The sequence below is a fragment of the Marinobacter excellens LAMA 842 genome, from assembly GCF_001574445.1.
Classification (GTDB): Bacteria; Pseudomonadota; Gammaproteobacteria; order Pseudomonadales; family Oleiphilaceae; genus Marinobacter; species Marinobacter shengliensis.
Genome location: NZ_LOCO01000003.1, coordinates 1 through 14,307 on the forward strand (window position 1 = coordinate 1; position 14,307 = coordinate 14,307).

At 58.2% G+C, this 14,307-nt stretch carries 16 protein-coding genes; 8 read left to right on the forward strand and 8 right to left on the reverse strand.

Features of this window, described 5'->3' with window-relative positions; all coding sequences use genetic code 11:
- The first annotated feature begins 228 nt into the window (after window positions 1–228).
- Window positions 229–1,578 (forward strand): CHAD domain-containing protein, encoded by a 1,350-nt coding sequence (locus tag J122_RS03610; RefSeq protein WP_061331179.1) that lies wholly within the window; start codon window positions 229–231, stop codon window positions 1,576–1,578.
- Window positions 1,579–1,605: 27 nt separating this feature from the next.
- Here the strand turns inward: J122_RS03610 and J122_RS03615 are convergent, their stop codons facing one another.
- Window positions 1,606–2,379 (reverse strand): cation diffusion facilitator family transporter, encoded by a 774-nt coding sequence (locus J122_RS03615; RefSeq protein WP_082780505.1) that lies wholly within the window; start codon window positions 2,377–2,379, stop codon window positions 1,606–1,608.
- A 93-nt stretch (window positions 2,380–2,472) separates the two neighbouring features.
- Between J122_RS03615 and J122_RS03620 the strand changes: the two genes are divergently transcribed.
- The gene (locus J122_RS03620) at window positions 2,473–3,354 is read left to right on the forward strand and encodes a LysR family transcriptional regulator (protein ID WP_061331180.1); all 882 of its coding nucleotides are present in this window, start codon (window positions 2,473–2,475) and stop codon (window positions 3,352–3,354) included.
- A 50-nt stretch (window positions 3,355–3,404) separates the two neighbouring features.
- Here J122_RS03620 and J122_RS03625 read toward each other — a convergent pair whose 3' ends face one another.
- A complete protein-coding gene (locus J122_RS03625) occupies window positions 3,405–3,869 on the reverse strand; it encodes a YchJ family protein (protein WP_156471718.1) in 465 nt (154 codons plus the stop codon).
- A gap of 70 nt (window positions 3,870–3,939) precedes the next feature.
- Window positions 3,940–4,614: a hypothetical protein gene (locus J122_RS03630; protein WP_061331182.1), complete on the reverse strand. Its 675-nt coding sequence runs from the start codon at window positions 4,612–4,614 to the stop codon at window positions 3,940–3,942.
- Between the two features lie 165 nt (window positions 4,615–4,779).
- Between J122_RS03630 and J122_RS03635 the strand changes: the two genes are divergently transcribed.
- Window positions 4,780–5,739, forward strand: coding sequence for a GGDEF domain-containing protein (locus J122_RS03635; RefSeq protein ID WP_061331183.1), 960 nt, complete (start codon window positions 4,780–4,782; stop codon window positions 5,737–5,739).
- On the opposite strand, the gene J122_RS03640 is transcribed toward J122_RS03635, so the two are convergent.
- The gene (locus J122_RS03640) at window positions 5,734–6,570 is read right to left on the reverse strand and encodes a substrate-binding periplasmic protein (protein ID WP_227510082.1); all 837 of its coding nucleotides are present in this window, start codon (window positions 6,568–6,570) and stop codon (window positions 5,734–5,736) included. The two genes, J122_RS03635 and J122_RS03640, sit on opposite strands and share 6 nt — an antisense overlap.
- Before the next feature lie 235 nt (window positions 6,571–6,805).
- Here J122_RS03640 and J122_RS20095 point away from each other — a divergent pair, with 235 nt between their 5' ends.
- The 4 genes from J122_RS20095 to J122_RS03660 are packed head-to-tail and all read left to right on the forward strand — an operon-like array spanning window position 6,806 to window position 10,270.
- Window positions 6,806–7,444 (forward strand): DUF1826 domain-containing protein, encoded by a 639-nt coding sequence (locus J122_RS20095; RefSeq protein WP_082780506.1) that lies wholly within the window; start codon window positions 6,806–6,808, stop codon window positions 7,442–7,444.
- Window positions 7,445–7,487: 43 nt separating this feature from the next.
- Complete coding sequence (locus J122_RS03650; protein WP_061331185.1) at window positions 7,488–8,603, forward strand: hypothetical protein; 1,116 nt, start codon at window positions 7,488–7,490, stop codon at window positions 8,601–8,603.
- Window positions 8,593–9,519, forward strand: coding sequence for a metal ABC transporter solute-binding protein, Zn/Mn family (locus J122_RS03655; protein WP_061331423.1), 927 nt, complete (start codon window positions 8,593–8,595; stop codon window positions 9,517–9,519). The genes J122_RS03650 and J122_RS03655 overlap by 11 nt, the downstream gene beginning before the upstream one ends.
- Window positions 9,509–10,270, forward strand: coding sequence for a hypothetical protein (locus tag J122_RS03660; RefSeq protein ID WP_061331186.1), 762 nt, complete (start codon window positions 9,509–9,511; stop codon window positions 10,268–10,270). The genes J122_RS03655 and J122_RS03660 overlap by 11 nt, the downstream gene beginning before the upstream one ends.
- Here J122_RS03660 and J122_RS03665 read toward each other — a convergent pair.
- The gene (locus J122_RS03665) at window positions 10,251–10,679 is read right to left on the reverse strand and encodes a hotdog fold thioesterase (protein WP_061331187.1); all 429 of its coding nucleotides are present in this window, start codon (window positions 10,677–10,679) and stop codon (window positions 10,251–10,253) included. The two genes, J122_RS03660 and J122_RS03665, sit on opposite strands and share 20 nt — an antisense overlap.
- Window positions 10,680–10,816: 137 nt before the next feature.
- Between J122_RS03665 and J122_RS03670 the strand changes: the two genes are divergently transcribed.
- On the forward strand, window positions 10,817–11,281 hold the full coding sequence (locus J122_RS03670; protein ID WP_061331188.1) for a c-type cytochrome: 465 nt from the start codon (window positions 10,817–10,819) through the stop codon (window positions 11,279–11,281).
- Window positions 11,282–11,295: 14 nt separating this feature from the next.
- On the opposite strand, the gene J122_RS03675 is transcribed toward J122_RS03670, so the two are convergent.
- From J122_RS03675 to J122_RS03685, 3 genes are all read right to left on the reverse strand, one after another.
- Window positions 11,296–11,988: a cytochrome b/b6 domain-containing protein gene (locus tag J122_RS03675; RefSeq protein WP_061331189.1), complete on the reverse strand. Its 693-nt coding sequence runs from the start codon at window positions 11,986–11,988 to the stop codon at window positions 11,296–11,298.
- 71 nt (window positions 11,989–12,059) lie between these two features.
- The gene (locus J122_RS03680) at window positions 12,060–13,442 is read right to left on the reverse strand and encodes a ribonuclease J (protein ID WP_061331190.1); all 1,383 of its coding nucleotides are present in this window, start codon (window positions 13,440–13,442) and stop codon (window positions 12,060–12,062) included.
- Window positions 13,439–14,206, reverse strand: a complete 768-nt coding sequence (locus tag J122_RS03685; RefSeq protein WP_061331191.1) for a substrate-binding periplasmic protein — start codon at window positions 14,204–14,206, stop codon at window positions 13,439–13,441. Before J122_RS03685 ends, J122_RS03680 begins: the two co-directional genes overlap by 4 nt.
- Window positions 14,207–14,307: the final 101 nt, after the last annotated feature.

The following is a 14,307-nucleotide window of genomic DNA, read 5'->3' on the forward strand; positions in this document are numbered from 1 at the left end:
AAATTGCCACGACTATTGAAATCGTTTTTTGGCCATCCGGATTTGGCTTATATCTCCGGGTAATGTTCGCTTACTTTATTTCGAATTAGTAGGTACAAACATGTCGACTTTATTGCCAGGCCATTTGTATCAAGCCTTTCAGGTAGTTCGGGTATCGGCCGTCATGTAAACGACTTGAGCTTGTGTCAGACTAAAGTTTCATGTCAGCCGTGCCGGGGAGAGTTCACCGTGAAACACCTTTTTCTCATCCGCCATGCCAAATCCAGCTGGGATAACGACAACCTCAGCGACAAGGACCGCCCGCTTAACCCACGAGGCGAGCAGCAGCTGGCACCGCTGGGGCGGGCACTGCTGCGTTACGGGGCCATGGCAGGAGAGATTCACGCAAGCCCTGCCCTGCGCGCCCAACAAACGTTGAAAGGCATCCTGCCTTCCTCGATTTCTGAAGCGCAGATTTACACCAACCCGGAACTCTATACCTTTGATTACCGGCGTCTATTACAGTGGCTGCAGAACTGCGACGATCAGTCGCAAACCCTGGCCATTGTCGGGCACAACCCGGCGCTGATGGAGCTGGCAGCCACCCTGGTGCCGCACGCACCGTTTGAACTCCCCACGGCCAGCTTTATCCACATACGGTTGCCAATCAAACACTGGCGCAAACTCGGCAACCGGGAGGGGCGGCTTGAAACCTTTCTGACCCCGGTGGATTTCAGTTTCGAGGCGTTCAATCGCAAGAATCAGAAACGGCATAAGAGCGCCGGCAAAGCGACGATCAAAGACACTCCGTCAGTGCTTTTGGGGCAGGCCGAGAGTCTTAACCAGTTACACAGGGGTGTGATGCTCGGCCTGGATGATGAATTTCTCCACCAGTATCGCATTGCCCTTCGTCGTAGCCGCGCCGTGGCCGAATCCCTGGCCGAGGTGACCGGAAACAAATCACTGAAGAGCCACATTTCCCACCTGAAACGACACGCCCAGGCCACGAGTAACCTGCGGGACCTGCACGTATTCAGCCAGGATCTGCCGCAGCTATGCAGTAACCAGCCAGAACTCCTGCGGGCACTGGAGCAATGGGTCTGCGCGCGGGTGGATAAGGAACAGAAAAAGCTGGCGAAACGGCTTGCAAGCAAGCGCTACCGGCAGAGTCTGCACAGCTGGGAAAACGAGCTGCAGTCACGGCAGTTCCGCAAACTCATCGACAAGCTCAGCACCGGGGATATTCAAAACAGCGTTGAACACAGGCTGCGAATGTTCAATCGGAAAACCGCAGAACTGCTGCACGACGCGCCAGACGAGGACATCCACAATCTGCGCAAGCTCCTGAAGCGCATCCGCTACCTGATGGAACTGGACATCGACAGCTGGAAATCCGCCCTCAAAACCCTTCGAAAGCGCCAGGATCTCTATGGCCGGTTCCAGGATCTGCATGTCCAGATTGAGCTGGTCAGCCGGTTTGCTTCAAACCACCCGGACGATCCAAACGGCGCGCTTCAGGCCCTGCTGGACTACCTGGCCGTCGAAAAGGACGACACCCGCAGACTGATTCTGTCCATCGGCGGGCTGAAGGCCGGTTGATGTCGAGCTGATGTCAAAGCACCCTTCTCAAATTCTGACCATACGAGCTTCCAAAAGCAGGTTCGGCCCCAATTTGGCCACTCTCACGCTATCCGGATTCAAACCGAGATCTTCCAGGGTATCCTGGATATCGCCCATGGCATCTTCCGAGGGTGCCGCCAGCAGCAACTCCTGCACCGACTCCAGAATCATCTTCACCGGCACGGTCATGAAATACACCGAGATCACCAGCATCATCACCGGGTCTGCGTAAACTGCCAGCTCTGACCACTGAGTTCTCTCCAGCATCCAGGCGGCGGCAAAACCGATCATCACGGCGGCACTCAGGGCGCTGTCCATCAGCCACTGTCGCTGCTCGGCCCTGACCAGGCCGGAGTCATTCTGAAAGCTGGACCAGCGCAGGTAAACCCACACCGCCAGGCAGCCCACTACGTTCACAGCACCAAACACCATGGCCATATCGGCAGCCACCGCACGCCCCCCCTGCAGCAGCGAGACCACCGCCGACGCCAGCGAAAACACACACACCAGGGCAATAACCAGGCCTTTCACCGCAATCACCAGCGGCTCCACCGCACCCAAACCAAACGGATAATCTTCGGTTGCCGGCCGACGCACCAGGCGAGCGGCATAGAGAGAAAGAAGGGACAGCGCCAGGCTGATCAGTGAATAGGCGCCATCGAAAAGAATGACCAGGGAATCAACCCAAAGCCCCCAGCCGATACCGACGACAGCAAACAAGCCCGCACCGGCCGCAGATAATGTCAGCGCCATATTTTCCCGCGCCAGAGAAGTAAACATTTTGACCTCCTGAGAATTGCCGGCCATATTATTGGCATCATCACGAAGGCGTGAGTCGCTGAGCGACGGAAAATCCGGCGCAACGAGATAAGCATGAAAACTTCCCAGATTAAAACCTTTCTATCCGTGGTCCGGAACGGCAGCGTTGCCGCGGCCGCCCGCGAGCTGAACCGCAGCCGGACGACGGTCAGCACCGTGCTGGCCTCACTAGAGGACGAGCTGGGGGTTGAATTGTTTGAACGCAGCGGCAACCAGCTGCATTTGACCTCCATCGGCCAGTCCATTCTCACCGATTGCCGGCGCTTCGATCAGGTCGCCGGCCAGATACAGGCCCGCTGCCAGCACCACCTGAGCGGTGCCGAATCGGTACTGCGCATCGCCCGGGACGATGCTATTCCCGAGGACGTGTGGCGAGACATCCTGCGCCGCCTGAAACAGCGGTTTCCGCAAACCAGCCTGTCGATTTATCTTGCCCCTCCTCGAGAACTGCCCTCTCTGGTCCGCAACCAGTCGGTGGATGTCGCCTACGGCCTGATGCCGGAATTGATGAATGAGGGCTACCAATGGTTCCGCGAGCTGGCGGACGTGCGCATGCTGACCGTCGCTGCGCCCGAGCATCCACTTAGCCAACTGAAACGGGTAACCCAGGATGATCTGATCAGCCAAACCGAAATCACCATTGCCTACATGCAGGATTCAGTGTTGGTGGCAGACTCACCGGAAACCGCCAACTACCTGGCGTTTACCCAGTACGAACTGATACGGGATGCAGTGATGGACGGCGCCGGCTGGGCGGACCTGCCGTTACCGTTAATTGCTGAGGCACTGCGGAAAGAACAACTGAAAACCATCCACCACCGCAGCGCGCGCTGGTGGAAGGTGTTCAGTGCCCTGGAGTCAGAACAAGCCCAGGGCGGCGCCGTGGTAGGCTGGCTGGCCAACGAACTGGAAGCCTATCTGGAGACGATGGCCTGAAGGCCTGATAGGTCAGAGTCTACTCCACCGACATGCCTGATTGGTATTGGTCACCTCTTCATGCAACAGGCTTTGTACTTTCTCCCGCTGCAACACGGGCAAGGCTCGTTGCGGCCGGGCTTGAGGCTACCCTCGCTCGTTTCTCCGGCCACGTAGTACCAGCAACCGTCTACCCGCGCAAAGTCTGAAACCTCCTCCAGATAGCCCCAACCGGTTCCAGCCCAGTAGACCGCACGGAAATGAACGCGCCCACGGGAGCCCTGCTCACTGGCATCCAGAATCTGTAACGATGCCCAGTCCGGAGAGTGTTCCAGCTCCAGCTCCCCGGGCCGGGTATCCGGATGCCAGGTGGCCAGCAGGTAGTCCGGATTGCGCAGCACGAACGCCGCATAGCGTGAGCGCATCAGCGCCTCAGGGGTGGGCGCCGGCTGCCCGAAATGCCAGGGTTGGCAGCATTCACGGTAGGCCTTGCCGCTGCAGCAGGGACAAGGGTCTGATGATGCAGTGACAGTCATGGTGGAAGGCTCTGAAAAGTTCGTTTGGGCGGCAGTCTATCAAGACAAGCCCGCGCTGTCCCCGTGGCTGTCAATCTGCCCACAGGCGCGCCCGAAACCCGCTGCGCCGCCACAGCAAAGCCAGCCAGAGCGCGTGCAGGTTGATCAGCAGCGCCAGCACCCACTCAAAGGCATCGTCTTTCTGGCTGTACCAGTCCGGTACCACCGCCGTCAGAATCACCGAGAGAATGCCTACTGCCAGCGTCAGCTGACAAAGACGTAACAAGCGCAGGCCGGAGGTGTACCACCTCGGATGATTCATCAGGCAGGCGCTGACCAGCAACTGGCACAGATAGGTGAATGAAAAATACAGAACAACGCCAATACGGCGAGTCAGGTTAAAACCGTCTCCCGCATGGCCCAGCGCCAGGGTATAAAAGGCGAGGGCAGCACAGGCAATCAAACCGAGCCATGGAATCCAGGCAACGCGCCGAGCCTGAACACCAAGCTGGCGCAACCAGAGACCGTTCAGCCACCAGAACAAAATCCCCAGCAGTGCTGCCGGCAGCATGGTCCCCTTAAAAATGAAATAAGCGGTACCGTGGCGACCGGTTCGGCTGATGCTGGTGCAGCTGTCCCAATACGGCACACACCACGACACATACCCTTCTATTACCGACACGGCAAAGGTCAGGTGGATCGTCAGCAAGGGAATCAGTGCCGCTGCAAACGCCAACCACCATAGTGGCAAAGATCGATGCCCCATACCGTTGCTCCTGAAACGTTTTATCTCTGACGAACACCATCCGAGGTCGTCAGGTAATCGTAGGTACAAGCCGAAGAATAGGACAGATTCCGGGTGCAGGCGACGGCCAAAAACGCCATACTCGGCAACACATTGGCTAAAAATCAAACGAAGACAAAAGTACCAATGAGATCCGGGATACCATCCATCAACCTACCCGCCCAACCGGAAAAACCGGTTCCGGACACCAGTACGTCCGCCGAGGGCCTGCAGGCCGTGCTCGACAATCTCGATGCCCTGGTTTATGTGTCTGACTTCGAGACCCACGAATTACTTTACATGAACGCCTACGGCCGCCGCATCTGGGGCAGCATAGACGGCCGCAAATGCTGGCAGGCGCTGCAAGACAGCGACGGCCCTTGCTCTTTCTGCACGAATGACCTGCTTGTCGCCGATGACGGCACCGCCAACGCACCTCATGTCTGGGAGTTCCAGAACCAGCTCGACCAACGCTGGTACCAGTGCCGGGACCAGGCTATTCAGTGGACCGATGGTCGGCTGGCGAGGCTGGAGATTGCAACCGACATAACTGAACGAAAGAACATGGAGCTGGCGTTACACGAAGCCCATGAGCGGGCTCGTGCCGCTGCTTTCGAGGATGAACTGACCAGGCTCAGGAATCGCCGGGCGTTCTTTGAGTTTGGCAATCAGCTACTCAGCCGCGCCCTGCGACAACAGTCCCCGATGGCACTGATCATGATGGACCTCGACCATTTCAAGCAAGTCAACGACACCCATGGTCACGAGGCGGGCGATGAGGTGCTTCGCAAGGTATCTTCAACGCTTGGGGAGAACATCCGCGACTATGACATCCTTGCCAGGATGGGCGGCGAAGAATTCGCACTCCTGCTCCCGGAAACCACGGAGCAGGAAGCTCTGGATACCGCTCACCGACTTCTGAGTGCGCTGACCAGCCTCACAGTAGGTTATCGGGGCTGCGCAATCCAGATCAGCGCCAGTTTCGGGATCACCAGTCTGGGGCGGCAAGACCAGCGCCTGGAAGACCTGCTACACAGAGCAGACCGGGCACTCTATCGCTCGAAAGAGCTTGGACGTTGTCAGGTCAACCTCGATGCACCGCTATAAGCCCTGATTGCCAACGTACCGGGCCCTATATTCCTCGATAAGCGCTGGCAATCTTCTGTTCACCGTCAGGTGCGAGAGCCGTTCCATAAAAGCTTCCCTGAAGGATTCTGAATTGCACGGTGAGCCTTTCGGAAACACAAAGAACAGCCCCTCCCTCGAAATCGGTGGGTCCAGTGCAATAAAATCGCCGGCAAGCCCGAGCTTCTGGAGTTTCACCTGCCCCTGAAGTTGCTCGTACAACACATAGTCAACTCGGCCCGCCCTCGCCATGAGGAATGACTGCTCTATCGTGCGCACCCCCTCGATCATCAGGTTTGCTTTTGCGTATTGATCGAAACGCTGACCAAAACTGTTGTTGATCAGGGTGCTGCCCCGCTTCATCAACAAGTCCGGCCAATGGCGATACTCAAAAGACCGGTCTTTTAGCACCCAGACGCTGGTGGATAAGTGAGTCATCGCAGGCAACACATAATCCATATAACCAATGCGCTCCGATGTCATAAAGGCGCCGGCCACGAGATCAAGATCACCCAGCTTTGCAAGATGCTGCACCCTGGCCCAGGAACCCTTGTCCCGAACCTCAACTTTAACTCCGAGCGGCTCTGTCAGCTCCCGCAAAAATGCTGGTATAGCGCCAACCAGCTCCCCGGGCGACCGGTCTGAACGCCAAAGCAGAGGTGGGTACTGAGGGTTACCACTGGCCAAGAGTGTGGTGCATACGAACCTTTCAGGCTCTCCGGCCGCGACCCCGTGATGGCTTACCGACACCATCATCAAGCAGGCAAGCACGAGCCTTGTCATGGCCCCACCAATCGTCACTTTGATTGACACACAGTCTCCTGATGCGAGAAAGCAGCCGCTGCAAACTGGTTGATAAAATGAACTAATTTGAGTGTATCACCGATCCTGCCGACCGGCAGGCTGAAAACTTGATATCTCTCAAACCCCGGTCAACTTCCTCAAACCCGTTTCGCCAATTCATGTCAGCCCTTCACAATTCATATGTTATAACATAACATTGTCAGCCCGGATTCGGCTTCTCTCGCCAGACCAAGAGGTTCCAGCGATGACACAACACCCTCATAACCTCGAACACTCCTTAAGTGTCCACGGGAAAAACGTACAGTGCCTTGCGGAAATACTCCGTGACAACGTTAACCTGGCCGTCTGGCAGAGACCCCGGAACAACCACTGGGCCGCATTCGTAAATGAATTCTGTAACCGCGCGGGGAACCTTGAGCGTTTCGTCAGCCTCGAACGTGGGCAAAGTGCGGCCACTGCATTGCCCGGGTGGGCTCTTGATATCGAAGGTTCCAACCACTGGATTGCCGATGTCGACGAGCTGGCAGAGATGTATCAGTGCCTGTTTGAGCCTGAAGCGATAGGTCTTCGCATACATGTTCTGGCTGACACTATGTGCCCCAGATTTCATGTGGATCGGGTACCGGTGCGGCTGCTTTGCACTTACCGCGGGCCGGGAACCGAGTGGCTACCAGACCCCCTCGTTACCCGCCCTGCTGGTGAAGGCCCTCTGCCAGAGCAAAGTGTTCCCTCAGATCGAATTCAAACCATACCCACTGCCGCCGTCGCCCTTCTGAAGGGCGAGGCATGGGAGGGCAATGAGGGCCGGGGACTGGTGCATCGTTCACCGCAGCCGAATGGAACGCCCCGCCTGGTCGTTGGGCTGGACTGGCTTTCTTCTTGACCATAAACGTAATGTTATAACATTTATATAGTGAGGATCATCTATGCAGTTTAACCGTCTTCAAGCCAGCATACTCTCCACATTGCTGGTGCCATTTGCGTCGGCCCAGGCCAATGAAATGAACCCAGACATCAGCGTGGTTCTGGATGGTTATTACAAACAGAACGCCACCGCGCTGTCCCACCGGGACGAAGGCTTTGGGCTCGGGCACACCGAGCTGTCTTTGTCTGCCCCAATTGATGATCTGTTCGCAGGCCGCCTGACCGCCGTCCTGGAAGAACATCACGGCGAAACCGAAGTGGCACTGGAAGAAGCCTACCTGCAGACCACCGGCATGCCCTGGAACCTGAGCATTCGGGGCGGCCGCTTCCTGTCCCAAGTTGGCTACCTGAACAGTCGCCACATGCATGAAGACAACTTTGTCGAGCGCCCCGCAGCCTATCGGGCTCTTCTGGGAAGCCACTACTTCGACGACGGCCTGCGGGTCAACCTGCTGATGCCCACACCGTTTTTCTGGCAGATCGGGGCGGAAGCTTTCAACGGCAATCGCCTGACGGAAGGTGACGAAGACATTGGTGTGTACACCGTCAACACTCGTTTCGGTGGCGACATCGGCGTGTCACAAAGCTGGCAGGCCGGGCTGTCCTATCTGAACAACCGCCAGGTTCATGGTGACCATGACGGCGATCATGACCATGATCATGACCACGGTGATCACGACCACAGCCATGCCGCCCCCTACACCGGCGAGAACCTCTATATCGCCGACCTGGTCTGGAAATGGTCGCCTGATGGCAACACCCGCCAGCAACAGCTGACGCTCAGCGGCGAATACCTGTACGCGGACGAACTGAACGAACATGCCCGCTCCTCAGATTACCACCAGGGCTGGTATACCTCCGCTGTCTACCGCTTTACCCCCCAGTGGTCTGTCGGTGCCCGCTATGGCCGGGTGGATCTCAAGGAAGCCCACGGTGACCACTTCCACGATCAGCAACTGAAAGAAACCGACGTGATGTTGGCCTGGTCCCGGTCCCACTTCTCGACTCTGCGTCTGCAGTACACGCACCAGAGTGCTCACGGTTTCGATGACGCGGACAACACCGTCACCCTGCAGTACGTGATGACCTTCGGAGCTCATGGTGCCCATGATTTCTAAGCCCAACCGCCTGGCATGGGTGTTTGGCTGGCTGCTGGCGTTTGCCAGCGTGCCGGCCAGCGCCAGTCTGAATGTGTTCGCCTGCGAACCAGAGTGGGCCAGCCTGGTCTCGGCGTTGCTGCCGGATGCAACCATCACCACGGCGACCACCGCCTGGCAAGACCCGCACTACATTGAGGCCAGACCCAGCCTGATTGCCGCCATGCGTAAAGCCGACCTGGCCGTGTGCACGGGTGCGTCGCTGGAAGCCGGCTGGCTGCCTTCGCTGATCTCAAGGGCGGCCAATCGCAAGATCCAGCCCGGCAGCGAGGGGCTGTTCTTTGCCGCCGACCATGCTCCTCTGCATCAGAGTCATGAGCACGTTGACCGCAGCATGGGGGACGTCCATCCAGAGGGCGACCCGCACCTGCATCTGTCTCCGGACGCCATCCCCCTGGTTGCCGATGCCCTCGCCGAACGACTGGCTGCCCTGGTCCCCGATCAGCAAGCGCAGATTCAAATGAGGTACATTCGGTGGCGGGGAGAGTGGAACCAGCAACGCCAGTCCTGGCGTTCTGCCGCCCGGCAACTGGCCGGGACCGGTGTGGTTACCCAGCACTCCACCTTCGATTATCTGCTGCGTTGGCTGGGCATCGAGGTCATTGCCGACCTGGAGCCAAAACCCGGCTTACCACCCGGCAGCGCGCACCTGCGGAACGTACTGGCCACCCCGGACCTGGCTCGTGCCAGCGTGATTATCGTCGCCTCCTATCAGGATGATCGTCCGGCCCGGTGGTTATCCTCACAATCCGGCGTACCGGCGATAGTGCTACCTGGCACCGTCACCGGCCAACCGGGTGAAGAGACTCTGGAGCAGGTTATCAACCTGATCGTCGACACACTGTTGAATCATCAGGAGCCAACGAATGTGGAATGAGTGGGGCTGGATGTGGCCGGCACTCACCGCCAGCGCGCTGACTGCAATCGCCCTGGTGCCTCTGGGCAACCGGGTACTTGAGCGGGGTATGGTATTTGCGGATCTGGCGATCGCCCAGTGGGCGGCGCTCGGCATTTTGCTGGTCGGCACTTTGTTCCCCGCCGGTGGCCCTGCCCTGAGCCTTTCCGGGAGCCTGACCCTGGCCCTGCTGGCCGTTGCCATGGTCAGCCTGGTGTTGCGGTATCTGACCCGGCATCGTGAAGCCATGATTGGCCTGCTCTACGCACTGGGCGCGTGCCTGGCCACCTTGCTGGTAAGCCAGGACCCCCACGGCGCACAGCGGCTTGCCCATACCCTGAACGGAGATCTGCTCTGGACCACACCCACGGTGCTGGCCCCGATGGTGCTGCTGGCACTGGCCGTGCTTGTCTGGCAATACGTCCTGCCGCAGAGTTACAGGGGCTGGCTGTTCCTGCCAATGTTCGCTATCGCCATCACACTGACGGTCGACCTGGCCGGCATCTATGTGGTGTTCACCTCATTGATTGCCGCCCCACTGCTACTGATACACCTGCGTGGCACCAGCATTGTCTTCGCCATACTGACGTGCCTGGCGGGCCACAGTCTGGGGCTTCTGATCTCGGCCTGGCAGGATCTGCCAGCCGGGCCAACCGTGGTTATCGCTGCCATGGCCACCTGTGCCAGTGCGGCGGTGCTGGCGCGCAAACCCATCAACCGGGACGCTTGGTAACCGCCATCGTCAGCCTGGAAATGCAGGTCAGCTTGCCTTGCTCGTTCTCCAGGCGGATTTCCCAGACTTGAGTGGTGCTGCCAATGTGCTGGGCGCGGGCGGTGCCGTATACCCAACCTCCGGTCACAGGCCGGATGTGGTTGGCGTTAATGTCCAGACCAACCGCCACCGTGCCCTTGTCCTTCAGGCAGCAATTGGCGGCCATGCTGCCCAGCGTTTCTGCCAGCAACACGGAAGATCCACCGTGCAGGATGCCGAACGGTTGCACGGTGCGCTGGTCCACCGGCATGCGGCCTTTCACGTAGTCGTCACCAATTTCGAGGTATTCAATACCCATGTGGCTGACGGCGGTGTTTTTACTTGCCTCAGCCATGTGTTCCAGGTTCGGGTTTACTGTCCAGATCGCCATATGCGGAATTCTCCAGATTGAACTTTGGTCTGTTATAACTGTCAGCAATGAGTCTATACAGGTAGGATGCTCATAACCATGCCTTTATAGAGCATTTTGGTAACCTAACCAATCAGACTAAAAGAGAGGGACCTGAGATGAAAAAAACCGGTGTGATTGCCGCCGCCATACTTGCCACATCGTTTGCCATGCCCGCAGCGGCTCAACTGAGTGTGGAAGACCAGATCGAAGCACGCCAGGCTGGCTACCAGTTCATGGCCTGGAACATGGGTAAGATCAAAGCCCAGGCGGTTGATGGCGATGTGGAATTCAATGCAGACCAGATGAAAGCGGCAGCCAATGCCATTGCCGCCATTGCCAACTCCGGCATGGGCGCTCTCTACAGCCCGGATTCCGCCATGGACAAGGCAGAGAATACTCGCCTGAAGCCTGAGTTTTTCCAGCAAACGGACAAAGTCCGGGAAGTCGGCACCAACTTTGTTCGTGAAGCCAACAAACTGCAGGAAGTGGCTGCCACTGGTGACCGTGGTGCATTGGCACGCCAGTTCAGTGCTGTCGGGCAAACCTGCAAGGCCTGCCACGACAACTTCCGCGCCGACTAATCAGCGCAGTTAACCTACCAGCCCAGATCCTGGGGTGCAGGTGCGGGTGCCGGCGGTGGTGATACAAGCTCACCGCTGGCCGCCCACACCACCGCCAGTGCAAGCACCAGAGACACCACGAATGCCATCGCACCCCCGCCTTTAGCATCTTCGGCGCGCCCTTGTGAGACCACTTTCCTGCCGGTGATCATCGGTTTCACCAGATTGTCTTTCTTGACGTGGGTGTAGAACATCACCGCTGCCACATGCAGGGCCACCAGGCCGTACAGATACCATTCGGTTTGCCGGTGCCAGCCACTCAAGGTGCCGCTTAGATCTGACGACACCAGCGGGTACAGAGGGCCGTATAAGGCAATTTCGTCATTGGCGAACAACCCAGTCACGGCCTGAAAACCGAACAGGCCGATCAGGGCCAGAACCGATAAAGCACCCAGCGGGTTGTGGCCCACGCCCTGCCACCGGCCTTTGAGATAGGCCATGATAGCGCCGGGGCCGCGTACAAAACGGGTAAACCTGGCGTAACTGGAACCCAGAAAGCCCCAGGCGATACGAAACGCCAGCAAGCCCACAACCAGCAAGCCAAATCGCTCATGCCACGCCATCCAGCTGCCACCGAGCTTGGTGGTCACGATGGCGCCAATCACCGCCAACACCAACAACCAGTGAAACAGCCTGACCGGTAGATCCCATAATCGAATAGTGGTCATCTTCATTCCCTTGCGTCACTCACGGATTGGCGACATAGACCATCATAAGCTTACTAAGTTCCTTGCAACCATCAGTAGACCCTGACCAACTCCTGCTTCTGCCACCCCAGCCGCCCGGTTTCGACAACCTGACGCCGAATGCCCGGTACTGGCCGCACCATGAACAGGTCGCCATTACGGCCAACCATGGCCCTGGGCACGCCTGCGCCTTTCGCAAGGTCGGCATGTACGTCCATGTGTTCAGCCTCGCCATGAACTGGAATGGCAATGCGGGGCTGAACCCAGCGATACATCGCCTTGAGTTCATCCTGTGCCGGGTGGCCTGAGGCATGAATGGGTGCACCGGCGTCTTCGGCGGTAATGACAATCACCCCCAGTTTGCGCAGCTGGCTGATCAGCGCCTCGATGGCTTCTTCATTGCCGGGTATTGCACGGGCACTGAAAATCACCGTGTCACCGGCTTCCAGCTCAAAATCCGGGTGGCTGCCCTGGGCAAGGCGCCGCAACGCGGTTCGAGGTTCTCCCTGGCTACCGGTGGCCACACCCAGCACCTCATGGCGCGGCAGGTAACCCAGGTGTGCGGGGCTGATCAGTTTGTCTGAGCCCGGCCAAAGCCCCGTAGCCTTGGCCGCACCACTCATGTTTACCAACGAGCGGCCCAGCAATCCCATGTAGCGGCCTGTTTCCCGGGCAATACTGGCCAGCGTGTGCAGGCGCGCAATATTGCTGCCAAAGCAGGTGACAATCACCCGCCCCTCGGCCACCGCAATCAGGTCCCGCAGGCCTTCGTGCAGCGCCGCCTCGGACACCGAGTGGCCCTGCACGGTGGCGTTGGTGGAATCACAGACCATGGCGGCCACACCTTCTTCCGCCAGATCGGTAAACGTGGATGTGGTGTAACCGTGACCAACCAACGGATTATCATCCAGCTTCCAGTCACCGCTGTGGAAAATGTTGCCAATCCGGGTGCGGATCATCAGGGCATTGGGGTCGGGAATCGAGTGGGTGAGTGCCAGCCACTGCACATTAAACGGGCCGATCTGCCGGCGCTCTCCGGTGTCCACCTCGATGATCGGTACCCGATGCAACAGATCAAACTCCGCCAGCTTTCGGCGCAGGATTTCAGCGGTAAATCGGCTGGTGTAGACGGGGCACTGCAGCAGTGGCCAGAGATAGGGCACGGCGCCGATGTGATCTTCGTGGGCATGGGTAATGATCAACCCCGCCAGTTTGTCCCGCCGGTCGGCGATAAACGCCGGGTCTGCCATCTGCACCGGTGGCTCACCACGATGGTGCACGGTGCCATCGGCCGCGATACGGCCCCGCTTGGGGAAGGTCACCCCACAGTCCACCATCAACCACTGGCCATCGTGACCATAGAGATTGAGGTTCATACCAATTTCACCCGTGCCACCGAGGGGCAAAAACCATAAATCGTTGTGGTCAGGGGTCATTGAGCGGGCTGTTCCAGGTACTTCAACACAAAATTCTCCTTAATGCCCTCACGCTCAATCAGCTTCAGGGCAGCACGAATGTCGTCGGCGTACTTCAGGGCCGGCGATTTATCCGACACCGCAATCCAGGAACGTTCGCCCGGCACAAAAAACGGAGATACCTGCGCCGGGAGTTGCAATCGCCGGATGGTGTACAGGCCCACAAGTTCCGGAGCGATCACCACATCCACCCGGCCTTTTTCCATCATCAGCATCAGGTTCTCGTAGTGCGGTGCCGATTTTTTGATCAGATCCCTGTCGCGATCAAACCGGCTGAAGTAGGTGGCGCCATCCAGGACGCCAACCGTTCGTCCGTATAGATCGCTGTAGCGGGTGATCCTGTGCTCGGCGTCCAGATAGAAGAAAAGACGCCGCTCCGGCGGGAAAGCGGGGGCAACGAAGGTCATGTAGTCCTCGCGACCGTCGGTTCTCAGCGGCCCCAGCATCACGTCCACTTCCCCTTTTTGCAGCATCAGCAGAACACGCCGGAACGGCGCTTCCCGGTACTGCACCTGCCAGCCAAGGCGATCGGCAATTTCCTCGAAAATCTCGAGATAAAGGCCACCTTTATGACCGGCTTCCAGTATTCGGTAGGGCGGAGAATGGTTCACCCCGACGGTCACCGTGAGTGGTTCGACGGTTTCCGTGCCCTGTTGCGCCTGTGCTGACAAGGAGAACGCCAGCAGTAAAGATGCCAGCCACAGCGGTGTGTTTCTCACGTCCATTTCGGCCTCAATCCATGGTCAAATGAGTGTAAAACGATGACAGTATAGTAGGCCGCAGCATCCATAACCTACCTGTAACCGTAATCCCTGTTGAAATATCG